21 protein-coding genes are annotated in these 25,443 nt (G+C 63.9%); 4 read left to right on the forward strand and 17 right to left on the reverse strand.

Annotated features, from left to right (window positions below; translation table 11 throughout):
• Positions 1–10: 10 nt before the first annotated feature.
• The 15 genes from BDD21_RS08160 to ubiK all read right to left on the reverse strand — a co-directional run bounded on the left by BDD21_RS08160 (position 11) and on the right by ubiK (position 19,739).
• The gene (locus tag BDD21_RS08160) at positions 11–1,540 is read right to left on the reverse strand and encodes a phosphotransferase (protein ID WP_120796733.1); all 1,530 of its coding nucleotides are present in this window, start codon (positions 1,538–1,540) and stop codon (positions 11–13) included.
• Positions 1,530–3,185, reverse strand: a complete 1,656-nt coding sequence (locus BDD21_RS08165) for a lipopolysaccharide biosynthesis protein (RefSeq protein WP_120796734.1) — start codon at positions 3,183–3,185, stop codon at positions 1,530–1,532. Before BDD21_RS08165 ends, BDD21_RS08160 begins: the two co-directional genes overlap by 11 nt.
• A 172-nt stretch (positions 3,186–3,357) precedes the next feature.
• Complete coding sequence (locus BDD21_RS08170; protein WP_120796735.1) at positions 3,358–4,734, reverse strand: O-antigen ligase family protein; 1,377 nt, start codon at positions 4,732–4,734, stop codon at positions 3,358–3,360.
• A 30-nt stretch (positions 4,735–4,764) separates the two neighbouring features.
• Positions 4,765–5,379 (reverse strand): acyltransferase, encoded by a 615-nt coding sequence (locus BDD21_RS08175; protein WP_120796736.1) that lies wholly within the window; start codon positions 5,377–5,379, stop codon positions 4,765–4,767.
• 40 nt (positions 5,380–5,419) lie between these two features.
• Entirely contained in the window at positions 5,420–6,430 is a 1,011-nt protein-coding gene (locus BDD21_RS08180) for a glycosyltransferase family 2 protein (protein ID WP_120796737.1), read from the reverse strand.
• Positions 6,427–7,485 carry a glycosyltransferase gene (locus tag BDD21_RS08185; RefSeq protein WP_120796738.1) on the reverse strand — a complete coding sequence of 353 codons (1,059 nt, stop codon included), beginning with the start codon at positions 7,483–7,485 and terminating at the stop codon, positions 6,427–6,429. The genes BDD21_RS08180 and BDD21_RS08185 overlap by 4 nt, the downstream gene beginning before the upstream one ends.
• Positions 7,482–9,599 carry a GumC family protein gene (locus BDD21_RS08190; RefSeq protein ID WP_147431014.1) on the reverse strand — a complete coding sequence of 706 codons (2,118 nt, stop codon included), beginning with the start codon at positions 9,597–9,599 and terminating at the stop codon, positions 7,482–7,484. The genes BDD21_RS08185 and BDD21_RS08190 overlap by 4 nt, the downstream gene beginning before the upstream one ends.
• Before the next feature lie 61 nt (positions 9,600–9,660).
• Entirely contained in the window at positions 9,661–10,545 is an 885-nt protein-coding gene (locus BDD21_RS08195) for an SLBB domain-containing protein (RefSeq protein ID WP_245969473.1), read from the reverse strand.
• 210 nt (positions 10,546–10,755) lie between these two features.
• Positions 10,756–11,097, reverse strand: coding sequence for an STAS domain-containing protein (locus BDD21_RS08200; RefSeq protein ID WP_120796741.1), 342 nt, complete (start codon positions 11,095–11,097; stop codon positions 10,756–10,758).
• Between the two features lie 103 nt (positions 11,098–11,200).
• Entirely contained in the window at positions 11,201–11,578 is a 378-nt protein-coding gene (locus BDD21_RS08205) for an Hpt domain-containing protein (RefSeq protein ID WP_170164710.1), read from the reverse strand.
• 243 nt (positions 11,579–11,821) lie between these two features.
• The gene (locus tag BDD21_RS08210; protein ID WP_120796743.1) at positions 11,822–13,018 is read right to left on the reverse strand and encodes a PP2C family protein-serine/threonine phosphatase; all 1,197 of its coding nucleotides are present in this window, start codon (positions 13,016–13,018) and stop codon (positions 11,822–11,824) included.
• A 91-nt stretch (positions 13,019–13,109) separates the two neighbouring features.
• On the reverse strand, positions 13,110–15,620 hold the full coding sequence (locus BDD21_RS08215; RefSeq protein WP_120796744.1) for a glycogen/starch/alpha-glucan phosphorylase: 2,511 nt from the start codon (positions 15,618–15,620) through the stop codon (positions 13,110–13,112).
• 148 nt (positions 15,621–15,768) lie between these two features.
• Entirely contained in the window at positions 15,769–17,676 is a 1,908-nt protein-coding gene (locus BDD21_RS08220; protein WP_120796745.1) for an ATP-binding cassette domain-containing protein, read from the reverse strand.
• A 254-nt stretch (positions 17,677–17,930) separates the two neighbouring features.
• The gene (locus BDD21_RS08225) at positions 17,931–19,451 is read right to left on the reverse strand and encodes a YifB family Mg chelatase-like AAA ATPase (protein ID WP_120796746.1); all 1,521 of its coding nucleotides are present in this window, start codon (positions 19,449–19,451) and stop codon (positions 17,931–17,933) included.
• A 21-nt stretch (positions 19,452–19,472) separates the two neighbouring features.
• Positions 19,473–19,739 (reverse strand): ubiquinone biosynthesis accessory factor UbiK, encoded by a 267-nt coding sequence (gene ubiK, locus BDD21_RS08230; RefSeq protein ID WP_120796747.1) that lies wholly within the window; start codon positions 19,737–19,739, stop codon positions 19,473–19,475.
• 411 nt (positions 19,740–20,150) lie between these two features.
• Between ubiK and BDD21_RS08235 the strand changes: the two genes are divergently transcribed.
• The 4 genes from BDD21_RS08235 (at position 20,151) to BDD21_RS08250 (ending at position 24,038) form a co-directional block, all read left to right on the forward strand.
• Positions 20,151–20,933 (forward strand): TorF family putative porin, encoded by a 783-nt coding sequence (locus BDD21_RS08235; RefSeq protein WP_120796748.1) that lies wholly within the window; start codon positions 20,151–20,153, stop codon positions 20,931–20,933.
• 77 nt (positions 20,934–21,010) lie between these two features.
• Positions 21,011–21,349: a P-II family nitrogen regulator gene (locus BDD21_RS08240; RefSeq protein WP_007194091.1), complete on the forward strand. Its 339-nt coding sequence runs from the start codon at positions 21,011–21,013 to the stop codon at positions 21,347–21,349.
• Positions 21,350–21,372: 23 nt separating this feature from the next.
• Entirely contained in the window at positions 21,373–22,710 is a 1,338-nt protein-coding gene (locus BDD21_RS08245; RefSeq protein ID WP_120796749.1) for an ammonium transporter, read from the forward strand.
• A 68-nt stretch (positions 22,711–22,778) separates the two neighbouring features.
• Positions 22,779–24,038 carry an ammonium transporter gene (locus BDD21_RS08250; RefSeq protein WP_120796750.1) on the forward strand — a complete coding sequence of 420 codons (1,260 nt, stop codon included), beginning with the start codon at positions 22,779–22,781 and terminating at the stop codon, positions 24,036–24,038.
• A gap of 102 nt (positions 24,039–24,140) precedes the next feature.
• On the opposite strand, the gene speE is transcribed toward BDD21_RS08250, so the two are convergent.
• Both speE and BDD21_RS08260 read right to left on the reverse strand, forming a co-directional pair.
• The gene (speE, locus tag BDD21_RS08255; protein ID WP_120796751.1) at positions 24,141–24,998 is read right to left on the reverse strand and encodes a polyamine aminopropyltransferase; all 858 of its coding nucleotides are present in this window, start codon (positions 24,996–24,998) and stop codon (positions 24,141–24,143) included.
• Between the two features lie 65 nt (positions 24,999–25,063).
• Positions 25,064–25,402 (reverse strand): ArsR/SmtB family transcription factor, encoded by a 339-nt coding sequence (locus BDD21_RS08260; RefSeq protein ID WP_120796752.1) that lies wholly within the window; start codon positions 25,400–25,402, stop codon positions 25,064–25,066.
• Positions 25,403–25,443: the final 41 nt, after the last annotated feature.

Genomic DNA, 25,443 nt, shown 5'->3' on the forward strand with positions numbered 1-25,443 from the left:
GTACGCACATTCAGGTTAAGCCATCGAGGTAAGACGCGACACGACCTTCAATGGGTAGCAGGAGCCCGCCGCCGGAGGTCGGGTCACCGGCGATCGGCGTTCGGATGCCGTCGAGTTCTTCCCAGCGCCGAGCGAGGTAGCTGAACCACAAGGCCGGAGCGTCGCCGGTCGGAAGGTGCATGCGCACGAGGTAGTCGCCGAGACAGCGGCGTGCCAGCGCCTTCGGCGCGCGAGCGGAGCAGAGCAGGTAGGCGAGGTCCCCGAGCGGGATGCCCTCGAAGGTCGAAGAGCCCCAGTCGAGCACACGAAAATCCGAGCCGTCGGCGCGCGTCAGGCGCGTATTGTAGATGCCTAGATCGCCGTGCTCGAGGACCATCGGGAGAGATGGCGCGAGGCGCTGCAGGTCATCCAGTGCGGTCTCGGCCCGGTGCTGGACATTGCGGGGCAAGATACCGCGCGCAACTAAGCGCTGCAGGGGGGCGACGTGACGGGCCTGGATGTTTGCCCGCGTGGGCTGCTGTCGGGTTGTATATCCGAGCGTCGCCAACCAATCGGCCATGGCCAGGCAAAAACGTGTGCGGCTGCGCAGACGCCAGCGAATCCCGAAAAAGGCGTGCGTGGGCTCGTAGGTATATGCGAGTGCCCAGCGTCCCGCCACCACGGCGGAGTCGGTCGGGCGGATGACTCGGACGGCTTCGGCCGGACCCAAGGCCCGCTCGATCCGATCGAGCTGCTCGGCCTCGGCCTGCAGGTGTTGCCCGCCGGCAAAGCGTGCGGCCTTGATCAGGCGTCGAGGTCGTCCGTCCTCGTCCAAACTGAAGGCCAGGATCGGGTTGCCCGGCCCAAGGCGACCCGAGGCCAACAACCAGCGCTCCGGGGGCGTCGATCGGATGGCGTCCTCTCCGATGGAAGCCAGAGCCAGGCGCAGGGCTGCGAGCAGTGTCGGAAGCGGCTCGCCGCCATCGCGACGATAGAGCGCGATCCCGAGCTCGGGCAGAAGCCGCGCCGCGGCGCGGGGCCACAGACGTGCACGCAGACCTGTCGCGGAGCGCGACGGGAAGAGCCGAAGGTCGCGCGCGGCGGCACGCCAGCCAGCGAGGTTGTCGGGGATCAGCACCCGGAAGGCGGGCCAGTCCGGATAGGCGCGCCAGCGACCGACCGGTGTCAATCCAGCCGGTGCCGCAACGACCTTCAGGCCGATAAATCGGCACAGGACACCACCCGGGCGCAGGTAACGTCCGGCCGCGATGTCGTCCGAGAAGACAAGGTCATAGGGACCTTCGGGTGCCTCGATTCGGCGTACGCGCTCGGGTGCCGCGAGGGCGGCCATCGCTGCGAGCGTGTTTTCCTGCAATCTGTCGTGCGGGGGCTCGACGACCAGATCGATCGTGCCGAGCTCCCCGGCGAGATGGGGGAGAAAGGCCGGCTCGCGCACGCCGAGGACCAGGGTGCGGATCTCGGGGCCGATCGGAAGGAGTAGCTTGAAGTCGGCGAGACGATAGTCTTCGACGCGCGCCGAGGCCCGCAGATCAATGCTCATTCGGATGCCCTCTCTTGCGTTGACGCCGAGTACCGCTCAAGCGTCCGACCAAACCCCTGAGCTTGCCCGCAACGAAGTCCTTTTCGCCCGCATCGAGTTGAACGAGCCACAGAAAGCCCGCCTGGAGTGTGCAGTAGGTGATGCCGGCGACCAAGACCAGCAGGACGCTGCCCCAACGATCGTCGCCGACCGACTCGACCCAGGGCCGAGCCAGCAAATAGAGTGCGAATCCGGTCAGATAGGGCCAGAGACCGGGCAGGAGGGCGTCGCGCATAAAACGGTACTGGCCCAGTGCCAGGAACCGATTGGTATAGATCATATAGATCAGCGCACTCAGGATCATGGCCAGGGCAACCGCCACGGTGATCACCACCACATCGATCCCGAACATCAGGAAGCCGATACCCACCAAGATGATCACCAGCGCAAGCTGCGATAGCGGGTAGATCAGCTCGCGTGCCGGGATCCCCATACCGCGGTAGATATTCGAGGCCGGACCGGTCAGGACGTTGAGCTGGAAGGGCAGGGTGAAGCAGGCCAGGATCAGCGGGGCCAGGGCAAATTCCGGATTCGGACCGAGCCAGGCGACGATCAGGGGAGCGGCGAAGGCAGCCATGAAGCCCATCATGAAGCCGGTCACCAGATTGATGTAACGCGCGCCCTTCAGATAAAGCGCAAGCAGCTCGCCGCGGCGCTCCTGCGTGTGCATGTAGGAGGTTGCCGGCAAGAGGACGGCGTTCATGGAGGACGGGATGGATGTCGCCATCACCGGAAATTTCTGGGCGACGTCGAACAGTCCGGTCGCCTGCACATTGATGAAGAGTCCCGCGATCAGCTTTTCGATCGAACGCAGAAACATGCCGAGAAAGCCCGAGAGCTGCACGATCCCGCCGTAGCGGTAAAAGAGCGCGAGATCGGCCCGGTTGAAGCGCCGCAGCGAGAGCCTCAAGCCCGGGAGGTTGCGGAAGCAGAGCAGGACATTGACGCTGATCGATATCAGATAGCGGATCGCGAAGGCATACAGCAGGCCATAGACGCCGAATCCAGCCAGCAGGAAGACCACGACCAGCAGGGTCTCGAGCAGGAAGGTCCCGACCCAGACCTGATTCTGCTGCACGATACGTTGCAGCCCGGTGAGAACATAGGCAAAGGCGCCCCAGCTCAGCTCGAGCACGAAGATGGCTGCGCTGCCGAAGATGAGCACGAACGCGGTGGTCTGCAGCTCGGGCGAGACCGAGAGGGCCTCGATCAGGGTCGGCAGTCCGATCCAGAGAAGCCCGAGCGCGACGACACCGATGAGACTGACCAGCGTCACCCCGGTCGAGAGGAGATCGCCGATCCGGTGCTCCTCGCCTTGGGCATGATACTGGGCCACGTAGCGGATGTAGACGTTGGAGACCCCGAAAGCGCTCATCCCCAAATAGCCGATCAGGATGAAGCACATCGCCCAAATGCCGTATTCCTCCAGACTGATGTAGGCCAGGATGATCGGCGGGAGAAAGAAGCGGGTGGCCAGATAGAGGAGCTTGGCGCCGACCGAGCTGAAGATGTTGCGGCTCACGAGACGGTTCATACCGCCCGCGTCGAGCGGCTCGCCGCGGGCTGCCGCGGAGGTGCTGTCCTTGGGTGAATCGCTGTCCGTCATAATTGTCGGCTCGTTGTGCTACGGCCTCGGTGGCCCGGGTCGGTTGCCCTGAATCCCTGTCACGCTGTCGGTGTTTGTCGCCCGAGATACGGCCTGCGTCCGAGTCGATGCCTGGACGCCACACTGACCGCGGACCAAAGAATACAGGATGCAGACGGCATCGAGAGGTGACTCATGTCATGACTCGGCGGAACCGATGGGCCGGTTTCGGCTCGGGCGGCACGGCTGTCTCGGTGCCGATGCCTTCCACGCCCGAGTCCATATAGGCGATACCCCATCCGGTGATCAGGAAAAGGAGCGGCACGGTCTGCAGTCCGAGGTAGACGGTGGCGATCGAGAAGGCGATCGCCAGATAAAGGCTCGCCAGGGTAAAGGCCAGAGAGCTCCCGCGAGGCTCTGCGAGCGGTTGGCGCATCCCGTGCGCGGTCAGGCGCACCAGCATGATCAGGATGATCGCGAGCAGGCAGACCAGGGCGATCAGCCCGTGCATCAAGAGCAGCAGCAGATAGTAGTTGTCGATCGAGGGCATCCCCGGCACCTTCGGCCAAGCGGTCAGGCCCCAGCCGAACCAGCGCTTCTCGGATGCGATCTCGGAGTATTCGGTCAAGAGCTCCCAGCGGTAGGCGGCCGATTCTTGGGCGACTGTTTCCGCGCCCTCGCGCCCGACCGAGACATAGTCGAGGAACCAAATGACACCGGGTATGCCGACGAAGACGAGGACCGCAATGACGGCACCGATCGCCGCAACCCGTTGGCGCGAGCGCCCGATTATGACCAGCATCGCCGCCAGGATGGCCGCCATCCAGGGTCCGCGCACCATGGTCATGATGACACCGGCAAGCAGCCCGAGGGTGATGAGCCGGCTCTGACTGATCGGCAGCCAAGGGGCGAAACGGGGTTTCGGCTCCCAGGCGCCGCTCCATTCGAGCCAGCGCTGGATCCGGTAGCCGATCACCAAGACGACGCCGGCCAGGATGGCATGACCGTAGGGGCCGGCGACCCGTGCGAAACCCCAGCGGAAGGTCGTGACCCAACGCGCCTGACCGGGAAAAAAGGGATCCAGGATCATCCGCCAAGGCGTGGTGCCGAAGCGAAACTCGTAGACCGAGACCGCCGAGATGATGAAGAGACAGACCACCAGGATCTTGGCGAACCGCACCCGATTCCCGGCCGGCTCGATCAGGCTTTTTGCGAAGATGTAGGGCAGCACCACCCAGGTCAGCATGTTGAACATGAGGTTCTGGGCATCGCTGTAACCCGATGCACGGTATTCGGAAATGCTCGCGGCGAGCGCAAAGCCGTAGACCAGGAGATCCATCGCGTGAAAGCGAAACCCCGGCATTCCTCGCGCGAAGAAGGCGAATGCGGTTCCGACGGCAGCGGCTTGACCGAAGGTCGGATCCGGCAGCCCCGGTGCGTTCCACCGATAGTATTCCGGCAGAAGGAGCATGGTCGGGAGATAGACCATCAGGAATGCCGCGTGGGGTCCGCGGGTGAGTCCGATCCAGGCCGCCAGAAGGCCCGGAATCAGCGCAATGATGGCAAGCACCGGGTCGGCTCCCTCAGTCGAGGAGGGTTGTCAGCTCGACGGCTCGGTCCGTTGGGCCGTCGAGGACGACTTGATGAGGCGTGCCGGGATCCCGACCGCGACCGCACCGGCCGGGATATCCCGGGTCACCACGGCGTTGGCGCCGATGACGGCACCGTCGCCGATCGTCACCCCCGGCAGCACGGTGACCCCTCGCCCGATCCAAACCTGACGCCCGATCGCGATCGGACGGCTCTCGTGTCCGGACCAACGCAACGCCCGATCCGTCCCGGTACGATGGTTGGCGTCGCGGATGCTGCTGTATTCGCCGATCATGCTGCCCTCGCCGATGTGGATCCGCTCGAAGGCGACCAGATGAACCCCACGCGAGATCACCACCTCGTCGCCGATCCGGATCTCGCCCGCCCCTTGGGTCTCGAGGTAGAGACCGGGGTAGAGATAGAGCTGGCGGCCCAAGCGGATGTTGCCCGTGCCGTGGATCTCGGGGACACCGAGTACCACGACCGAGGGATCCAGCGCGGACGTGATCCGCTCGCGCAGACGCGCATGGTTCCAAAGACGTCCGAGGGGCTCCAGAAGCCGACGTCGCAGCCGCGCGAGCGGAGTCAGCGCGGAAACCGCAAGACCTTTGATGCCTTTGCTCATTGCGCGTTCTCCCATGCCTCGTGCGCGACCGATATGTGGGCTATTTGTACTCGATCAGGCGTCGTCGGCGTCCGGCGCGACGATCGCGGTAGAAGCTCAACTGGCCGATCAAAATCGGAATTTGCTGCAGGTGCGAATGCACGCCGTACAGCAGCCGGGTGACCAGGCTCGGATCCTTCCACTCCACCCGCCGCGCGGTGCGCACGATCAGCCCGAGATAAAAGACAACCGGCAGAAGCAGCGGCCAGAGACTCTCCTCGACGACCGCGAAGACGATCCCGCCCAGCGCGGCAAGGATCAGGATGGCCGCATGGATTCGATTGCGACGAACCTCCGCCGACCAGAGCGGATAGTCGCTGTCGCGGAATCGCGACGCGACCTCCGCATAAGCATGGCCGGCGCGCTCGGCACGACGCCAATACTGTTCCCAGCGGGTCATCGCGAGATCATGCAGGGTCATCGGCTGGTCGATGTGCTCGATGCGGTAACCGAGCGTGCGCAGCCGCTGGCAGAGCTCGGGCTCCTCGCCAGCGATCAGGCGCTCGTCGAAGCCGTTCACGCGCTCCAAGGCGGCGCGGCGCATGAGGGCATCGCCGCCGCAGAACTCGCTCGGACCCGGTGGATAGATCCAGTCCAGATCCAGCACCCGGTTGTAGATCGACGCCTCCGGGTGCAGCTCGCGTCGGTGTCCCCAGACGACGGCGACGTTTGGATCCTTCAGCAGCGGCAACGCGCTCGCGACGAAATCCGGATCCAGGAGGGTGTCGCCGTCGAGGAAGAGGACCACGGGCGCCTGTGCGGCGCGCCACCCGGCATTGCGACCGAGCGCGGCGGACGGGCGTTGCGGATGGACAACGATGACCTGTGCTCCGAGTGCCTTGGCCCGTTCGGCGCTGCCGTCCTTGGAGTCCGAGTCTACGTAGATGATCTCGATCCTGCCGCGGACCCCGCGAATCGCCTGCACGGAACGCAGGCAGCGCATGAGGCGCGAACCTTCATTGCGGCCGATGACGACGACCGAGAGCGCACAGCTGGATCCGTTCGGGTTCATGTCTCGACTCCATTGAAAATCCGCCGATAATCAGCGATGCGTGCCGCAGCGGAGAAGCGGGTCGCCAGCTGCCGATCGGCACCCGCGACCAAGCCGTTGAGCGTGTCGCCGTCTGCGCAGTCTATGGCCGCGAGACGGCGTGCGAGTGCGTCGGCGTCGTCGGCGCGAAACCGCAGGCCGCTTACCCCGTCGTCCACCAAGGACCCGGCGCCGCCGCTGTCCGGGACGAGCACGGGTACGCCTGCCGCCATCGCCTCGAGGATTGCAAGCCCGAAGGGCTCGACGGGACACAGATGCAGGAGCAGGTCGCTGCGGGCCAGCTCGCCCGGAACATCGTCCGAGAAGCCGGCGAAGGTGACGTTCGGATGGGTCTTTTCGGCGCGCGCGCGCAGGACATCCAGATCCCATCCGGTGCCGAGGATCCGAAACGCGAGTGCCCGCGGCTCAGGGTGACGGTCGAGACAGTCCAGCAACAGATCGATGCGCTTGATCGGATCCACGCGCGAAACGATCAGGACGCGCCGGATCCCTGCGGCGTTGAACGGCGTGCGTCGCGGTCGCGAGGCGACATCCTCGGGGCTCAGGAAATTCTCGATGACTTGGATCCGCGAAGCTCTGACCCCGTTTGCAATCAGGCGCTCGCGCACATAGTCGGAGACCGCGACGAAGCGGATCCCGGCATGATTCAGGAGCTTCTTACGCCCGTAGCTGTCGCGCTCGTCGGTCCCGCCGTGAACCATGTGGAGATGGACGCCGGGCCGGCGGTAGAGTGCATTGAGTGCAACGAAAAGAAGTGAATGCGTGACCGCCGTCGCGGCGAAGGAGACCTCTCGGTGCGCCGCCAGCTCGCGACGCATCAGGGCGGCGAGATCCCGAGGTCCCGTAAAGGCGATGCCGGGTATCCCCCGTCGAGCGGATTCCGCGAGTGCCGGACCCGGCGGCGCGCACAGCAGTGGATCGACGTCCTCGCGCAGCCCTTCGAGCGTTGCCAAGGCCATGCGCTCGGTGCCGTAGAGATTGCCGCTGTGCAGGGCGTACAAGAGCCGGGGCTTCATGTGGGTGCTCCATTGCGTCCGTGTTGTGTCTTCGCGAGCAGAGACCTTCGATATTCCTTCAGGATGGCCCCATAATAGCCGCCGCCCAAAAAGACCGTAAGACCAGTCATGATCAGTCCCACGGCCGGAGGCGATGCCTTCTCGAGCCGTGCGGCCGAGCCCTTCACCTCGCCGATCTGTGCCAGCCGCGCCCTGACCACCAGCCAGGTCGCGTCGCAGATCCCGGCAAGATATTCCGTGTCGGCGGAGAGTCGGATGGGCGCCGCGTCGATGAGCACCATGTCGTAATCGGCGTCCAGACGCTCCAGAAAACCCTGCAGATGCCGACAGTCGCTCAGTTGACCTTCCGCGGACGCTCCGGTGCCGATCCGGTCGGGCAAGTTTGCATCTCCCGGCACGATCGCCGCCGCGGGTTCCAGATCGTCCTTCAGGATGTCCAATAGTCCGGGACGTTCGGGTGTTGTTCGGTAGCGCGGGTCGGTGACGAATAGATTTGCCTCGACGACCAGGACGCGCAAGCCTTGCCGCTCGAGCTCGCACGCCAAGTCGAGCACGATCGTAGTCGCACCGCAACCGTGGCGGACCGCCGTGACAAGGAGGCGGCGCACACCGTTTGCGTCGCGCTCGCGTCTCAGTGCAAGGGCGAGCCGCCGCATCTGATCAGCGAGCAACGCTCGGTGCGCCGGATCCGAGGAGGGTTCGAGAAAGGCCGCCAATGCCGGAAACCCGACGAGCGATTGTACCTGTCGACTCGTCTGGATACGCCGGTCGAGCAGGTCGACCGCAATCGCCGCCACCAGGCCCAGGATGCCGCCGAGCGCGGCGAAGATGACCGCGAGCTTGGTGCGCCCGCCGCTCACCGGCAGGATCGGCGGCATGGCCCAGGTCGAGACGCGGAGGTAGCCGGGTGCGGTGGCCTCGATCTCCAGGAACTCGACGCGATCGTCGATCGCGTCCAATGCCTTGCGCTCGCGTGCGATCTCGTTGCTGACGTCCAGCGCATCGTTGTAATGGTTTGCGAACCAGGCCGCCTGGTCCTGTTGCCCGCGAAGCTGCGCGCGCAACACCTCCTCCACCGCGGCACGTTCGCGCACGCGCGCCCTGCGCTCCTCGAGAAGCATCGCGGATTTCTCGGCGATCAGGTGTGCCGAGGCGCTCGTAACCTCGCGCTCCAGATCATCGAGTTCGCGCTGAGCGATGCGTCTGACCGGATGGTTCTCCGTGAGGCCGGTGGTCTGCTCGAGGACCTCGCTGCGTCGCTTGTAGAGATTGGCCTTAAGGCTGTTGAGCCCGGGATCCTTCGAGGCCAGCTCGCTCGCCGCCGCGGTCAATGCCAGCCGGGCTGCCTCGCCGCCCGTCGCGGCGTCGTAGGTCGCCAGCTCGGCATCCGCCGAGATACGCGCGCGCTCGGCTTGGAGCAGGGCGCTCGTGCTCTCGATCAAGAGGGTATCGTAGGGATTGAGCGCGCCATCGACGAAGGTGGTGACGCCCAGGGTCTGCGACAGCTCGCCACGCCGCTTCGTGAGCGCCTGGATCCGCAGCACATGCGCCCCGCGTCGCGCAGAGAGGATTTCGATGCGATCCTCTCCGGCATAGATCTCCTCCCTTTTCGCCTTCTCCAAGTAAACCTTTACGACGCTGTTGACGATCTCGTCGAGCCCGTTCGGATTCTCGGACTCGAGGCTGACGGTAATCAGATAGGTATCTCGGACGTCACGCACCTGCAGTTGTTGCTGCAGGCGCTCGGCGGCCTGCCGATCGGTTTCATCGGGCCTACGCCAAAGGTCGTCAGCGCGCTTGCCGAGCCGCGCAAGTGCCTCGAGCACGATGTCGTACCGATTGATGGTGCGCGCCTGTTGCTTCATGAACTGCTGAAATTGGCTGAAGGACTGGAACTCGAGTTCCTTGGAGTCCTCCAGGATATTGGCGAACCGAGGCGCGACATAGATGACCGCTGTCGCGCGATAGACCGCCGTACCCTTGATGTAGGCGACATAGGTCCCGCCGACCGCGACGATGAAGGCAACCAGGATGACCAGAAGCTTGTGATTCCAGATGCTGTTGAGCGGCTGGAAGGCACCGGAGGAGGCCGGCTGTGCGGGCGGTGCGCTCACGGACGAGCCTCCGTGTCGTCGCACGGCCGATATGGCGGGGAGCTGTGGGTCCGGCGACTCATCAATCGCCGCTCATCAGCTGATTGATGATCAGGATCGAGCTGAACGGATTGAAGTTTTCCAGGATATAGCCGATCTGCGAGATGCCGCTGCGCGGCACATAGACAATGTCGCCCTCCTTCATGGCGACGTTCAGCCCGGGATCCGGCTTCAGGATCTCCATGAAGGAGAAGCTGAAATTGACTCGATCGGCCGGACGGATGACATGAATTCGATTGAGATTCGCATCCCGGGTCGGGCCGCCGGCCTGGCTCAAGGCATCCAGGAACGACATCTGCGGCGTCAGGCGATAGACACCCGGCGTCTGGACCTCGCCGAGGACATAGACCGGTGTGTCGGTGGAGTCCGGGATGTAGACGATGTCGTTGCGCTGCAAACGGATGTTCAGCGACAGGTCGCCGGTGAGCAGGCGGGCGACATCCACCCAGAGGATGCTGTCGCCGCGAATCACGGCGCAGCGCGTCAGCAGCTGCTCGGGACGCAGAAGCGGCAGGCCGCCGGCTTGGGCCAAGGTTTCAAGCAGATTCGGCGGGGAGTCGAACTGCAGGACGCCCGGATTCTCCACACGCCCGAGGACCACGATCCGATTCGAGCCGTAGCGTGTCACGCCGACCGTCACCGACAGATCGAGATAGTAGGGCTCGAGCGCCTCGACGACCCGCGATGCGGCCTCTTCGCGTGTCAGATCGCCGATGAGCACGGGACCGGCAAAGGGTATCGTGATGATGCCGTCCGGGCCTACAAGATGCGGGCCGGAGATTTCCGGTCGAGCTGCGACCGAGACGACGAGTTCGTCGCCCGGACCAAACCGATACATCGGCTCGCCGGCTTGCTCGAACTGCTTGAGGAGCTCGAAGCTCGATGCCTCGATCCGTCGTTCAGGCACCTCGAAATCCGATGCCGCCGACGGGGTCGAACCGGGGACGATTTCCCAAGCGCCGCATCCGCTCAGGATGGACGCCCACAGAAGAACGAGCCCGATTCGGATCACGCGATGTGAAAGGGGACGCAGACGCCCGAGTCGGCCCAAGTCCCCCGACTTGATCGAGTGCTTGATCCCGTTCATCCGGACGAGTGTTTGCCCGGCAATATCGACCTAACCCATTCGCGCGGCGGCGACCTCTGCGTCGTCGAAGATCTCGAAGACCTGCTGGAGGCGGGTCAGCTCGATGAGCGCGCGAACCGAGGGTGTGAGTCCGGCCAACGAGACGTTGCCGCCGTTGCCGCGCGCCGCCTTGAGTGCGGAGATCAGCACCGAGAGGCCGCTCGAATCGCAGAAGGTCATCTCCGACAGGTCAAGGACGACGCGCGCGTTGCCGCGCTCCATGACCTGGAGGATCTCTTGCCGAACGGTCGGTGCCTCGGCGGCGGTCAAGCGTCCGGCGATGGCGACGCTGTCGACGTTGCCGATCGTTCGATGGGTAACGGTTGCCTTCATCCTCATGTACTCCAGCACTCGGGCGGTAGTATTCGCCTCGGGATTCGTGCGTTTGCACGACGCTTGCCGAGCAGGTCGACGTGCGCCCGAATCAGGTCGGCAATCATGGTAGGGATCCCTCCTCGAGATGCCTCTCCAGCGCCTCCTTTGCGCGTTCGAACTGGACGCGGGCCGCGGCCGCTTCTGCCTCCGCGCCGGCGAGAACCCCCGAGCGACCGAGAGCCTCCAGATGCTTGGCGCGGTCGGAGAGAGTCAGCGCGCCGAGGGCCGCGGAGCTCGATTTGAGCGTATGGGCCGCGTGGTGCACCGAATCGGCATCGCCGCGGGCGATGCCTTGATCCAGTTGAGCGAGCAGATCGGACGAATCCGCGAGAAAACGCCGCACCAAGTCGGGAAAATCATCCTCCATCAGATCACGGATGTCTTCAAGGACGTTTGTGTCGATGACGGTCTCGACTCGATCTTCTCCTGAACCTGACATGCTGTCCATCCGATATCTATTGTGGTCGTCGCGCGAGACCCCGGGCGTCGTGTGACCGATCCGAGGCCCTGCGGTGATCGAATACACCGGGCCGCTCGCGCACTCGAGCCGCTTTGATGTCGGTGGTGTTCGGTTGCGAGGCGAGGCGAGGCGCTTAAACCTAAGGATAGCGCTCCGGGCGGGCGTTGGGCAGTGTCTTGGTTCACTTTCCGGGGCAGGGGGTTCGCGCCTGCGCCCGATCGCTCATCGCCGCTGGAGCACCAACAGCGAGATGTCGTCCTCGATTTCTCCCGCTCCGCGCCAGCGTCTTAAGGTGTCGTCCACCCGCGTCGTCAAGCTCGCCGGAGGCGTATCGATGCAGTTGCCGGCCAGGCCGATGAGACGCTCGAGCTCGAAGCTCTCGCCCTCGGCATTGCGACAATCCGTGATGCCGTCCGAGTAGAGGATCAGTCGGTCGCCGGACTCCAACGTGAAGTCGACCGAGTCATAGGGGACGCCTTCGAGCATCCCGACGGCGAAGCCGCCGTGTCCGACCTGCTCGACGCGTCCGTCGTGGCGGGCCAGCAGCGGATGGGGGTGACCCGCCTGACAAAGCTCGCCGCGGCCCGAGTGGGTGTCGATGTAGCCATACACCATGGTGAAGTAGGGTGCATTCTCGCCGGATTGGAAACGCCGGTTGAGGTCGGCGACGACGGCATCCGGAGCTTTGACGCGACGCTCGTCTGCGGGTGGGGCGGCCAGATGACCCTCGCCGAGCTCCGCGGACAGGGTTCGGCTCAGGGTGACGGACATCATCGCCGAGGGAACGCCATGCCCCGCGACATCGAGATGATAGAACCCGAGATCGCGGTCGTTTAAACGGAAAAAATCGAAGATGTCTCCGCCGATCTCGGTTGCGGGCAGAAACAGCCAAGCCAAAGCCACGGCGGGCGAGACGTTCGGATCTTTCGGCAGGAGGCTGGCCTGCAGGGCGGCGGCGGCACGCAGGTCCTGCTGGATTCGGTCGAGTGCGGCGTGGAGCTTGCCGTTGGTCTCTTCGAGCTTGCTGTTGCGCGAGGCGAGTTGGCTTTCGAGGCTCAGGATGCGCTCGGCGGCACGCAGCCGGACACGCAGTTCTTCGAAATTGAATGATTTGGTCAGAAAGTCATCGGCACCCGCCGTCATGCCTTCGATCAGATCTTCCTTGTCGTCGCGGGCTGTCAGGAGGATGAAGTAGACGTAGTGTTCCCACTGGGCTTCGCGAACGCGCCGGCAGAGTTCAAGGCCGTCGATCTCGGGCATCATCCAATCGCTGATGACCAGGCGGAGCGGCTCTTGCCTCAGGATCTCCCACGCCTCCCGGCCATTGCTGGCGGTGACGACCTCATGACCCCAACGCTTGAGAAGACGTCCGAGGATCTCTCTCGCGTCGCTGGCGTCGTCGGCTATCAGGATACGCATGGCCTAAAAACTGGCTCCGCAAAGACCGGCTAGCCGTGCCTTATACCATAGGCGCGCAGGTGTCCTAACGGACACGTGCGCGCCGCCTCGCTCAGCCCGGGGCCTTGGGGGAAACCGGGGTCAGTTTCCAGATGTCTCGGTTGTACTCCGCAATGGTGCGGTCCGAGGAGAAATGGCCGCTGTAAGCGGTATTGAGGATGCTCATGCGCAGCCAACGCTCCCGGTCTCGGTAGGCGACATCGACCTGCTCTTGTGCGTCGATATAGCTGCGGAAATCCGCGGCGGTCATCCACGGGTCATGGGCGTTGCGGATCGAGAGGATGATCGGATCGAAGATCCCCGGCTCGAACTGGTTGAAATGCCCGGACTCCAGCAAACTCATCACCTCGAGGAGCGCGGAGTCGCTGGCGATGATGCCGTTCGGGTCATAGTGGGCGCGCCGAGACTCGACCCCGGCTGCCGTGAGGCCGAACAGGAAGAAGTTCTCGTCCCCGACCTGCTCGCGGATCTCGATGTTGGCCCCGTCCAAGGTGCCGATGGTGATGGCGCCGTTCATCATGAACTTCATGTTCCCTGTACCGGAGGCCTCCTTGCCGGCGGTGGAGATCTGCTCGGAGAGGTCCGTGCCGGGTGCGATGACTTCCATCAGCGAGACGCAGTAGTCCGGGATGAAGGCGACCCGCAGCAGACCTTCGGTCTCCGGATCACCGTTGATCGCGCGGGCGACGTTGTTGACCAGCTTGATGATCTGCTTGGCCATCTGATAGCCGGGCGCGGCCTTGCCGCCGATCAGCACGCAGCGCGGGGTCCAGTCACGCGTGTCGCCGCGCTTGATGCGGTTGTAGAGATGAATCACGTGCAGGACGTTGAGCAACTGTCGCTTGTACTCGTGGATGCGCTTGACCTGGACGTTGAAGAGCGCGTCGAGAGGGAAGGATACCCGACAGACCTGCTCGACCGTCTCGGCCAGACGGCGCTTGTTGTGTTGCTTGATTGCGTGCCAGCGTTCTCTGAAGGCGGGGTCGTCGGCATAGGGCGCGAGGCGTTCGAGCTCGCTTAGATTGTTGACCCAGTCGGTGCCGATGGTCTCGTCGATCAGTTCGCGCAGTCCGGGATTGCACATGGCCAACCAGCGACGCGGGGTCACGCCGTTGGTCTTGTTGTTGAACTTTTCGGGCCAGAGTTCGTAGAAGTCGCGGAAGAGGCCTTCGACTAAGAGCTGTGAATGGAGCCCTGCGACGCCGTTGACCGAGAAGCTGCCGACAATCGCCAGATAGGCCATCCTGACCTGAGACTCGTAGCCTTCTTCGATCAGGGACATGCGCCTGAGGCGATCGTTGTCGCCGGGCCAACGGGTCGCCACTTCCCCGAGGAAGCGGGCATTGATCTCGTAGATAATCTGCAGGATGCGCGGCAGCAGTCGCTCGAAGAGACGCACCGGCCAACGTTCGAGTGCCTCCGGCAGCAAGGTGTGGTTCGTATAGGCCATGGTCTTGCGGGTGATGGCCCAGGCCTGCGTCCATTCTAGACCATGATCGTCCATGAGTTGGCGCATCAGCTCCGCGACCGAGACGGCGGGGTGCGTGTCGTTGAGCTGGAAGCAGTTCTTCTCGGCGAAGGTGCTGAAGTCTTGCCCGTGCAGACGAATCCAATCGCGCAGCACGTCCTTGATGCTGGCGCTGGCCAGGAAGAACTGCTGGCGCAGGCGCAGCTCCTTGCCGTTCTCGCTCGCATCGTTGGGGTAGAGCACCATGGTGATGTGCTCGGCGGCGTTCTTCTGCGCGACCGACTCGGGATAACTGCCCGAGTTGAACTCACCGAGATCGAACTCGTCGGTCGCGGCGGCCTTCCAGAGCCGTAGGGTATTGATGGTGCCGTTGCGATAGCCGGGGATCGGGATATCGTAGGGGACGGCGAGCACGTCGTTGGTATTGACCCAGCGCACGACATCGCGGCCCGCGTGGTCTTTGTGGGTCTCGGTATGGCCGCCGAACTGGATGCGTTGGGTGAACTCGGGGCGTTCCAGCTCCCAGGGGTTGCCGTCGCGCACCCAGTGATCGGGCTCCTCGATCTGGTTGCCGTTCTCGATGACTTGACGAAACATCCCGTACTCGTAGTGCAGTCCGTAGCCCCTGACCGGAAGCTGCAAGGTGGCGCAGGAGTCGAGAAAACAGGCCGCAAGTCGGCCGAGACCGCCATTGCCCAGTCCGGCATCGGGCTCGTTGCCGGCGATCTCTTCGAGTGCGATCCCCAGGTCGTAGAGGCCTTTGGCGGCGGCATCGCTGACCCCGAGATTCAGCATCGCGTTTGATAGGGTACGTCCCATCAGGAATTCGAGCGACAGGTAATAGGTGCGCTTGCAGCCGGAGTCTTCATACGCATGACGCGTATCTTTCCAGCGCTCCATGAGACGGTCGCGCAGGGCGATGGCGAGCGCCTTGTAAGGATAGTAAGCGGACTGGCAGTCGCGGTCCCGGCCGAAGGTGTAGGCGTAGTAGTGCTGAAAATCGCGTGCGATACCCTCCGGGGTCATCGGTAGCGGGGGGAGGTCGAAGAATTGCTCGTTCGGTCGGGCACTGATGAGATTTTTAAACGGTGACATGGCGCCGCTGGATCCTTGATCGGTTGGGGTTGAGCGCGAGCCGAGGTGTCGATTCGCATCGGGTGCGAGAGATATCGACAGCTTGGTCGAGCGGGATCTGTCGCTGAGTGAAGGTCTCCTTGACGGTCTCGTCGAGTCAATTAAGCAACTATCGGGCCTGCTCGATCGCTTCGTTGATCTCGAGCCAGGCCTCCTCGGTTGCTTCCAGGTCGGCGCTGACCTGGCGTTGCTCTTCGAGCAGCGCGAGCAGTCTGACCTTGGCCTCCGCGGCATAAAGGTCCGGATCGGCGAGTGACTGCTCAAGGGCTGCGCGGCGGGTCGTTAGCGCCTCCATGCGCTTCTCCAGCGTTCTCTCCTGCTGTCGCAACGGCTGCAAGGTCTGACGCGATTGTGCCGCCTGCCGACGCTGTTGCTTGCGGTCGCTGCCGTCGCCGGGGGCAATCGACAGCGCCCCGTTCGGGCGCGCACCCTCGGAGCCGCGACTCGGATCGTTGTTGGCCAGCCAGGCGGGGTAGTCGTCCAGATCGCCGTCGAACGCCCGCACTGCACCGGCGTCGACCAAGAGCAGCGTGTCGGCGGTGACCCGCAGCAGGTGACGGTCATGGGAGACGAGCACCAAGGCCCCATCGAAGCCCTGGAGCGCCTCGGTCAAGGCATGGCGCATCTCGAGATCCAAATGGTTCGTCGGCTCGTCGAGCAGCAGCAGATTGGGCCGCTGGCGGATGAGCAGCGCGAGCACCAGCCGCGCCTTCTCGCCGCCCGAGAGCGGGCCGACCGGGCCAAGTGCGCGATCGCCTTCGAAGCCGAATCCGCCCAGATAGCTGCGCAGACTCTGCTCGGTCGCGCCCGGATCCTGACGCCGCAGATGGCCGAGCGGGCTGTCGTCCAGATGCAGTTGGTGGATCTGGTGTTGGGCGAAATAGCCGATCTTCAGGGCTTGAGCGCGTTCCAGACGCCCGCTCGACGGGGTCAGCTCGCCGGCCAGGACCTTGATGAAGGTGGATTTGCCGGCGCCGTTGCGGCCCAGAAGTCCGATGCGATCCCCGGGGTTGAGGCTGAGTCCAACCCCCTCGATCACGGGTTTGTCGCCGTAGCCTGCCGTTATTTCGTCCAGGCGCAGCAACGGCCGCGGCAGGTTCTCGGCCGGGGCGAACTCGAAGCGAAAGGGTGAGTCCACGTGGGCCGGCGCGATCAGCTCCATGCGCTCGAGCGCCTTGAGTCGGCTCTGCGCTTGCCGCGCCTTGGTGGCTTGGGCGCGGAAGCGGTCGACGAAGCTGCGCATGTGCGCGATCTCGCGCTGCTGGCGTTCGCTTGCGGCCTGTTGCTGGGCGAGCCGCTCGGCGCGTTGGCGCTCGAAGGCCGAGTAGTTGCCCGCATAGAGCGTCAACCGCTGACGCTCGAGATGCAGGATGTGTCCGGTCACGGCGTCGAGAAAGTCGCGGTCGTGCGAGATCAAGAGCAGCGTGCCGGGATACGCCTTCAACCAGCCTTCGAGCCAGATCACGGCATCGAGATCCAGATGGTTGGTCGGCTCGTCGAGCAGCAAGAGGTCCGAGCGGCACATCAGGGTACGCGCCAAGGCGAGACGCATCCGCCAGCCGCCCGAGTAGCTGTTCACCGGGCGGCGCTCGTCGCCGGGAGCGAAGCCGAGCCCGTGCAGGAGTCGCGCGGCACGGCTTTCGGCCCCGTAGGCGTCGATGGCCTCCAGCCGCCCCAGCAGCTCGCCCTGATGCAGACCGTCGCCGGCCGCCTCGGCCCGCGCCAGCTCGGCCTGGATGCGGCGCAGCTCCGCGTCGCCGTCGAGCACGAAGTCGATTGCCGGGCCCTCGCTGTCCGGGGTGTGCTGGGCGACGTGGGCAACCTCCCAGCCGGTCGGGATCTTCGCTTCGCCGGCGTCGGCGTGGAGATCCCCGAGCAACAGCGCGAAAAGGCTCGACTTGCCGCAGCCGTTGTAGCCGACCAGGCCGACCTTTTGACCCGGATACACGGTAACGTCCGCACTCTCGATCAAGAGTTGCGGGCCGCGGCGCAGGCTGAGTGATTGGAGCTGGAGCATGGTGTCGGGTCTAAACCGCGCCTAGCGCGGTATGGGATGTTTTTGGATGGGATCGACCTCGGCAGACTTGACGTCCGCTGGAGTCGGCGCGGTTAAGAATCTTATATTTTTTCATACTTTAAACCGCGCCAACTCCGACAGTCGTCGGAGCTGGCGCGGCCAAGCCATTCCAGCACATGACGCATACCGCACCGGGCGCGGTTTAAGGTCCGTGGATGCATCAAACAGTGCATGTCTTGCCGGACGCGGTTTGATCACGGCGTCGGGTTGCCGCGATCGAGTCGACGATAACCGATCGCCTCGCCGAGATGTCGCTGCTCGATCCGCGGCAGCCCGTCGAGATCGGCAATCGTTCGGGCCACCTTCAGGATCCGGTGGTAGGCCCGTGCCGATAGGGCCAGGCGAGTGATCGCCTGTTGGATCATGCGTTGGCCGTCGGGCTCCAGGGCGCAGTCGCGCTCGATCTCGGCGGGTCCGAGGACATGATTGGCCTTGCCTGCGCGCCCGATCTGACGGGCGCGAGCGCAATCCACGCGTTGTCGCACCAGCGCTGTCGTTTCCCGCGTCTCCGAGGCGGATTCGCCGAGCCGAGAGAGATCCAGCCGGGGGACCTCGACGTGCATGTCGATCCGGTCGAGCAGCGGTCCGGAGATACGCCCGCGATAGCGTGCCACCTGGTCAAGGGTACAACGACAGCGCCCGCTGTTGTCCCCGAGATAACCGCATGGACAGGGGTTCATCGCCGCAACCAATTGGAATCGCGCCGGAAAGCGCGCCTGCCGCGCGGCTCGCGAGATGTCGATATGACCGGACTCCAAGGGCTCGCGCAAGACCTCCAGGACCTTGCGGTCGAACTCGGGCAGCTCGTCGAGAAACAAGACCCCTTGGTGCGCGAGCGAGATCTCGCCGGGTCGCGGGTTGCTGCCCCCGCCCACCAGCGCGACGCCCGATGCCGTGTGGTGCGGCGAGCGAAACGGACGCTCGCGCCAGCGCGCCGGCTCGAACAGGTCGCGGTCGCTCACCGAGCGGATCGCCGCCGCCTCCAGCGCCTCGTCCTCGCTCAACGGCGGCAAGAGTCCGGGGAGTCGGTTCGCCAACATCGACTTTCCGGTGCCGGGCGGACCGATCAACAGCAGGCTGTGGCCGCCCGCGGCAGCGATTTCCAAGGCCCGCTTCGCATGCTCTTGACCCCTGACCTCCGCGAGCTCGGGATAGACGGGTTCGACGAAATCCCGCTCGCCCGCAACGAAGGTCGGCAGCACACGCGTCCCGTTCAGATGCTCGCACACCTCCATCAGGTGTCGCGCCGGCCGGATCTCGAGTCCTGAGACCAGGGACGCCTCGGCGGCATTCTCGGCGGGCAAGATCAGCTCGCGGCCCGCCTCGCGTGCCGCCACGGCGACGGGCAGGACGCCGTTGACCGGCCGCAAGGCCCCCGAGAGCGCGAGCTCGCCGATCCACTCGTGCTGCTCGAGCCGCTCGGTGAGGATCTGTCCGGAGGCGCCGAGGATGCCGAGCGCGATCGGCAGATCGAAGCGCCCGCCCTCCTTGGGAAGGTCTGCCGGTGCAAGGTTGATGGTGACCCGGCCGATCGGAAACTGGAACCGGCCATTCAGCAAGGCGCCGCGCACGCGGTCCTTGCTCTCTTTGACCGCCATCTCGGGCAGCCCGACCATCGACAGATAGGGCAGCCCTCCGGAGAGATGGACCTCGACCGTGACGGCGGGGGCGTGGATGCCGACCCGGGCGCGGCTGTGCAGGATACAGAGGGCCACGACCGGCTCGGTATCGTGACCTCAATCCGCTCCCGGCCGCCCGGGCGAGAGCGCACGCTCCAGCTCGGCAATGCGCGCTTCAAGCACCGCCAGCTTCTCGCGGCTGCGCGCCAGGACGGCGGACTGGACGTCGAACTCTTCGCGGGTGACCAGGTCGAGCTTGTCCAGGCCGGATTCGAGCGACGCCCGAAGATTGCGGCCGATGTCTTCCTGCAACATCTGAAGGCCCTTGGGCATCGCCGATGCGAGGCGCTGGGCGAGATCGTCGAGCTGTTTTGGATCCAACATGGAGGTTCCTCTGTGCTGCGGTCTGTGCTTGACCCGTGGGTCCAACCTGGATGCGAGTGCCGAATCCGCGGCGACTCCATGGTCGCGAGCGCCGTCGTGACTCGCTGCAGCCGCCATTATAGGACGGCCCGGCGGGCAAGTGGGCCGGCTTTCGATCGGAGTCCGCGGCGACGCACCTTTCTGGTGCGGTCGTTCTTTTGGGTGCCTGCTTATGCTTCGTCGTGGTGCGGCGCGGCGTTGTGTCTTTGCAACATGATGCCGAAATACCTCTTTTTGGCGGGTGTGCTTGCGCCTGGCATGCTATCTGCTTTCACGACTTTACAACGTCACAACCGGCGAGGTCACTCGGGCACCAACCGGTCTTCTTCCAACCTCGACACGCAAGCCCGCATCATCGAGAGGCACACAGCAATGACAACACGACGCATCGGAACCGTTTTGGCGCTTGGGGCGCTGACCATGAGCGCAGGTACCTTCCAGATCGCCGCGGCCAACGAGACGCATAACTTCAGCGCCAATATCGGTGTGGTCAGCAACTATCTGTTCCGCGGCTTGACGCAGACCGACGACGGTCCGGCGGTTCAAGGCGGGCTCGATTACGAGCACAGCAGCGGTTTCTATGCGGGCGCCTGGATCTCCAACGTCGATTTCGGCGACGGAGTCGAATACAACGTCGACTTCGACGAGAAGACGTTCGATGTCGTGGACACCTTCAAATCGCCCGGTTACGAGCTTGATGGTTACCTCGGCTACAGCATGGCCATCAACGACGATCTAAGTTTCGACGTCAATGCCATCTACTACGCCTACCCTGACGGCAAGGATCTCGATTTCGCGGAAGTCGGCGGCAGCGCCACCTGGAAATGGTTGACGGCCGGCTTGGCCTACACGGTCTATGGTCAGGCCGACGATGCGCCCGGCGTGCCCTCCGGCGAAGCGCTCTTCGTCGAAGGTGACTGGTATTACTACGCCAGCCTCGATTTCGCCCTGCCCTACGATTTCGGTCTCGGCATTCGCGGCGGCTATTATGACTTCGATTACAACGACGGCGGCAACGACTATGGTCATTGGGGGCTCACGATCAGCCGCGAAGCCGGTGATTTCGGCACCTTCAGCCTGAATTACGACCAAGTCGGGCGCGATACCTACAACACCGATCCTCAGTTCTGGGTCGGCTGGCTGAAGGAATTCTAAATCCTCCCTCCCCGCACTCGCGATTCCAATCCCTCGGCCAAGGGTTCTCCCTTGGCCTCTACAGGAGACCAATTGCAATGAAACTGGTTGCAGCCATCATCAAGCCGTTCAAGCTGGACGACGTCCGCGAGGCACTCGGGGACATCGGCGTTTCCGGTATCACCGTCATCGAGGTCAAGGGTTTCGGTCGTCAGAAAGGGCATACGGAACTCTACCGCGGTGCCGAGTATGTCGTGGATTTCCTTCCCAAGATCAAGGTGGAGATCGCGGTAGACGACGCGATGGTCGAGAAGGTGATCGAGGCCATCAGCAGCGCGGCGCGGACCGGCAAGATCGGCGACGGGAAGATCTTCGTCTTCGATCTGCAGCAAGTCATCCGCATTCGTACCGGCGAGACCGGATCGGACGCACTCTAGTCGTCGCCGAGAGGATCGCAACGATGTACACATTGGAACCGCGACGACTGGCCGTGCCGGCCTTGGCGGCTCTCGCGCTGCTGACGCCTGCACTGGCATTGGCCGAGGAGGTCCCTGTTCTGAACAGCGGCGATACGGCCTGGATGCTGACCGCGACTGCACTCGTTCTATTCATGACCATCCCGGGTTTGGCGCTCTTCTACGGCGGAATGGTCCGCGCGAAGAACGTACTGTCGGTCTTGATGCAGTGTTTCGCCATTGCTGCGCTCATGACGATCCTCTGGGTTCTCTATGGCTATAGCTTGGCTTTCTCGGCGCAGGGTATGGAGCAGGGCGCCATCAATATCAATACCTTCATCGGCGGGTTGGACAAGGTGCTGCTCGGTGGCGTGACACGCGAGAGTCTCACGGAAGCGATCCCCGAGACGGTTTTTGCGACCTTCCAAATGACCTTCGCCATCATCACCCCGGCATTGATCGTCGGCGCCTTCGCCGAGCGAATGAAGTTCTCCGCATTGCTCTGGTTTATGGCGATCTGGTTCACCATCGTCTATCTGCCGATTGCCCATATGGTTTGGGGCGGCGACGGGGCGCTGATGTGGGACTGGGGCGTTTTGGATTTCGCCGGCGGCACGGTGGTGCATATCAATGCCGGCATCGCGGGTCTCGTCACCGCTCTGGTCTTGGGCAAACGTCGGGGCTATCCGAACACGGCCATGCCTCCGCATAACCTGGGCTACACCCTGTTGGGTGCCTCGATGCTTTGGGTCGGGTGGTTCGGCTTTAATGCCGGCAGTGCGCTTGCGGCAAACGAGAGCGCCGGAATGGCCATGCTGGTGACTCAAGTCGCCACGGCGGCTGCGGCTCTGACCTGGATGTTTTCCGAGTGGTTGGCGCACGGCAAGCCGAGCGTACTGGGGATCGCGACCGGCGCCGTCGCCGGACTCGTCGCGATCACGCCTGCGGCCGGAACGGCCGGCCCGCTCGGTGCTCTCGCCATCGGTGCCGCCTCGGGCATCATCTGTTTCTTGGCTTCAACCAAGCTTAAACGGGCCTTGGGCTATGACGACTCGCTCGATGTCTTCGGCGTCCATGCCGTCGGGGGGATCGTCGGCGCCATCCTGACCGGCGTCTTTGTTTCCGCCGCACTCGGCGGGGCGGGTCTGGAGGAGGGCCTCAGTATGCTCGGGCAGGTCTGGATCCAGATCAAGGGGGTTCTCTTCACCCTGGTTTACACCGTGATCTTGACCTACATCATCCTCAAGCTTGTCGACCTGGTCATCGGGCTGCGCGTCACCGAGGAGCAGGAAACCGAAGGTCTCGATCTTTCCCAGCACGGCGAGCGCGGTTACATCCTTTAAGCCGCTAGCCGAGGCGGATGCGTTCGCCTCGGCGCCTGCCTCGCCTCGAACCTCTTGGAGATTCTTACGTGGAAGCAATTACCGAGTTGAGCTACGCGCTCGATACCTTTTATTTTCTCATCTCCGGCGCACTGGTCATGTGGATGGCCGCCGGCTTCGCGATGCTCGAGGCCGGGATGGTCCGTGCCAAGAACACCGCCGAAATCTTGACCAAGAACATCGCACTCTTCGCGATCGCCTCGATCATGTACATGCTGGTGGGATACGGGATCATGTATCCGGCCGACGGCAACGGTTTTATCCCCGCCATCGATTGGGGCTTCATGTTCGGCGGCGACAACAGCGTCGACGAGGTCATGGGCAGCGACGGAGAGACCTACTACTCCGCAATGGCCGACTTCTTCTTCCAAGTGGTCTTCGTGGCGACCGCCATGTCGATCGTCTCGGGTGCCGTGGCCGAGCGTATGAAGCTCTGGGCCTTCCTGCTCTTCGCGGTCGTGATGACCGGCTTCATCTACCCGATGCAGGGTTACTGGAAGTGGGGCGGCGGGTTCCTCGACGAGCTGGGCTTCCTTGACTTCGCAGGCTCCGGCGTCGTGCATCTGGCCGGCGCCTCGGCCGCACTCGCCGGCGTCCTCCTGCTGGGCGCGCGCAAGGGCAAGTACGGCAAAGACGGCTCCATCAACGCCATCCCCGGCGCCAACATGCCGATCGCCACGCTCGGCACCTTCATCCTCTGGCTTGGCTGGTTCGGCTTCAACGGCGGCTCGCAGCTGGTGATTTCGAACATCGAGGATGCCAATGCGGTGGCGGCGGTCTTCGTCAACACCAACATGGCCGCAGCCGGCGGTACCATCTTCGGTCTGATCACGGCGCGGCTGTTGTTCGGCAAGGCCGATCTTACGATGGCCCTCAACGGTGCTCTCGCCGGGCTGGTCGCGATCACGGCCGAGCCACTGACGCCTTCGCCCTTGCTCGCGACCATGATCGGGGCCATCGGCGGCGTGATCGTCGTGTTTGCGATCGTGACCATGGACAAGCTGCGGGTCGATGATCCGGTCGGTGCTATCTCCGTGCACGGCGTGGTCGGGATGTGGGGCCTGATGGCGGTGCCCATCACGAACAGTGACGCCAGCTTTGCCGCGCAGGGAATCGGCCTCGGTACCATTCTGGCGTGGGTCTTCGTGACCTCCTTTGTCGTCTGGCTGATCCTCAAGCTCATCATGGGCATCCGGGTCAGCGAGGAAGAGGAATACGAGGGTGTCGACATCGGGGAGTGCGGGCTGGAGGCCTATCCCGAGTTTGTCGGAGCTCGCGGCGCCTCATAATCGCCTGATTTGCGCTGTTGTGAATTCTTCGGGGCCCGTCGGGCCCCATTTTTTTGCCCCCGCCCGACGTCGTCGGATGGGTAGGAGCGCAGCGAAACGCGTTTAAACCTCGGCGAGCGCGCGGCGAAAGAACTCCGGTTGCGCCAGGGCGGCGCGATGGATCTCGGCGTTGTAGTAGAGGGTGTCGAAGGTCTTGCGAGCAGCGTCTTCGACACGAAAATCTGCGAGCGACAGGTCGGTGCCCGCCATCGTCGCGCTCCACCAGCCGGAGGGATAGATCGCTTGGGGGAAAAAGAGGGTGCGGGTGTCGCGGAAGCCGGCGCTGCGCATCGCGGTGTGCATCTCGGTCAGGATGCGCATGTGATACAGGGGGGATTCGCTCTGCTGAACCAGGATGCCGCCCGGGCCCAAGGCGCGTCGGCAGTGGGCGTAGAAGTCGCTGGTGAAGAGGCCGACCGCAGGCCCGACGGGGTCGGTACTGTCGACGATGATGATGTCGAGACTGCCGGCATCCGCTTCCTGGATCCAACGCACCCCGTCCTCGAACAACAGGTGTGCGCGCGCATCGCCGTTGGAGGCCGTGAGCTCCGGAAAAAACATCTCGGCGAGACGCGTCACCCGCTCGTCGATGTCGATCTGAACCGCTTGCTCGACGCCGGGGTGCTTCAACACCTCGCGCAAGGTGCCGCAGTCGCCGCCCCCGATGATGCAAACCCGCTTGGGATCCGGATGTGTGAAGAGCGCCGGGTGCGACATCATCTCGTGATAGAGAAAATTGTCGCGGGTCGAGAGCATGGTGCAGCCGTCGATGACCATGAGATTGCCGAAGCCCTCGGTCTCGTAGATCTCGATGTGCTGATAGGGACTCTGCTCCTCGTGGAGTTTCGAGGAGATACGAAGCGAGAAGGCGGCACCGTCCGCGGCGGCAACCTCGGAGAACCAGGTGTTGGGGTCGAGCATGAGGGCAGTGTCCTGAGTGGGGTGGGCGGTCGTTCTCTATAAGAACGGTACAAAAGACGCGCGGCCTATTTGGGGAATCGGTCGTCCAGGTTCGCTGGGCACAGCACGTCGCGCATGATGCCGATGAGGTCGAGCAACTGATCGTTGCGGATGCGGTAATAGATGCGATTGGCCTCTTTGCGGGCGACCACGATGTTCTTGTTGCGCAGTTGTTCCAAGTGCTGGGAGATGTTGCTTTGCGAGGTCCCGGTGCGGTCGACGATCTCGCCGACGGAGAGTTCCTTGTCGCCGAGCGAGCAGAGGATCTTCCAGCGCAGCGGGTGGGCCATGGCTTTCAGGGCGTTGGCGGTCAGGGTCGTGTTTTCATCGTCTTCGGGGGTCTCGGGGACCATCGGTTCACTCATTCTTGCTCCTCCCTAGGGGCTTCAATCTTATCGTCTCGTTG

This window comes from Thiocapsa rosea, from assembly GCF_003634315.1.
Lineage (GTDB): Bacteria > Pseudomonadota > Gammaproteobacteria > Chromatiales > Chromatiaceae > Thiocapsa > Thiocapsa rosea.

Excerpts from the sequence above, each read along its gene's own strand:
- speE (WP_120796751.1), bottom strand. The coding sequence starts at position 24,998 with ATGCTCGACCCCAACACCTGGTTCTCCGAGGTTGCCGCCGCGGACGGT.
- BDD21_RS08180 (WP_120796737.1), bottom strand. The coding sequence starts at position 6,430 with ATGAACCCGAACGGATCCAGCTGTGCGCTCTCGGTCGTCGTCATCGGC.
- BDD21_RS08165 (WP_120796734.1), bottom strand. The coding sequence starts at position 3,185 with ATGACGGACAGCGATTCACCCAAGGACAGCACCTCCGCGGCAGCCCGC.
- BDD21_RS08185 (WP_120796738.1), bottom strand. The coding sequence starts at position 7,485 with ATGAAGCCCCGGCTCTTGTACGCCCTGCACAGCGGCAATCTCTACGGC.
- BDD21_RS08205 (WP_170164710.1), bottom strand. The coding sequence starts at position 11,578 with ATGTCAGGTTCAGGAGAAGATCGAGTCGAGACCGTCATCGACACAAAC.
- BDD21_RS08215 (WP_120796744.1), bottom strand. The coding sequence starts at position 15,620 with ATGTCACCGTTTAAAAATCTCATCAGTGCCCGACCGAACGAGCAATTC.
- BDD21_RS08245 (WP_120796749.1), top strand. The coding sequence starts at position 21,373 with ATGTACACATTGGAACCGCGACGACTGGCCGTGCCGGCCTTGGCGGCT.
- BDD21_RS08210 (WP_120796743.1), bottom strand. The coding sequence starts at position 13,018 with ATGCGTATCCTGATAGCCGACGACGCCAGCGACGCGAGAGAGATCCTC.
- BDD21_RS08175 (WP_120796736.1), bottom strand. The coding sequence starts at position 5,379 with ATGAGCAAAGGCATCAAAGGTCTTGCGGTTTCCGCGCTGACTCCGCTC.
- BDD21_RS08220 (WP_120796745.1), bottom strand. The coding sequence starts at position 17,676 with ATGCTCCAGCTCCAATCACTCAGCCTGCGCCGCGGCCCGCAACTCTTG.
- ubiK (WP_120796747.1), bottom strand. The coding sequence starts at position 19,739 with ATGTTGGATCCAAAACAGCTCGACGATCTCGCCCAGCGCCTCGCATCG.
- BDD21_RS08160 (WP_120796733.1), bottom strand. The coding sequence starts at position 1,540 with ATGAGCATTGATCTGCGGGCCTCGGCGCGCGTCGAAGACTATCGTCTC.
- BDD21_RS08240 (WP_007194091.1), top strand. The coding sequence starts at position 21,011 with ATGAAACTGGTTGCAGCCATCATCAAGCCGTTCAAGCTGGACGACGTC.
- BDD21_RS08260 (WP_120796752.1), bottom strand. The coding sequence starts at position 25,402 with ATGAGTGAACCGATGGTCCCCGAGACCCCCGAAGACGATGAAAACACG.
- BDD21_RS08200 (WP_120796741.1), bottom strand. The coding sequence starts at position 11,097 with ATGAAGGCAACCGTTACCCATCGAACGATCGGCAACGTCGACAGCGTC.
- BDD21_RS08235 (WP_120796748.1), top strand. The coding sequence starts at position 20,151 with ATGACAACACGACGCATCGGAACCGTTTTGGCGCTTGGGGCGCTGACC.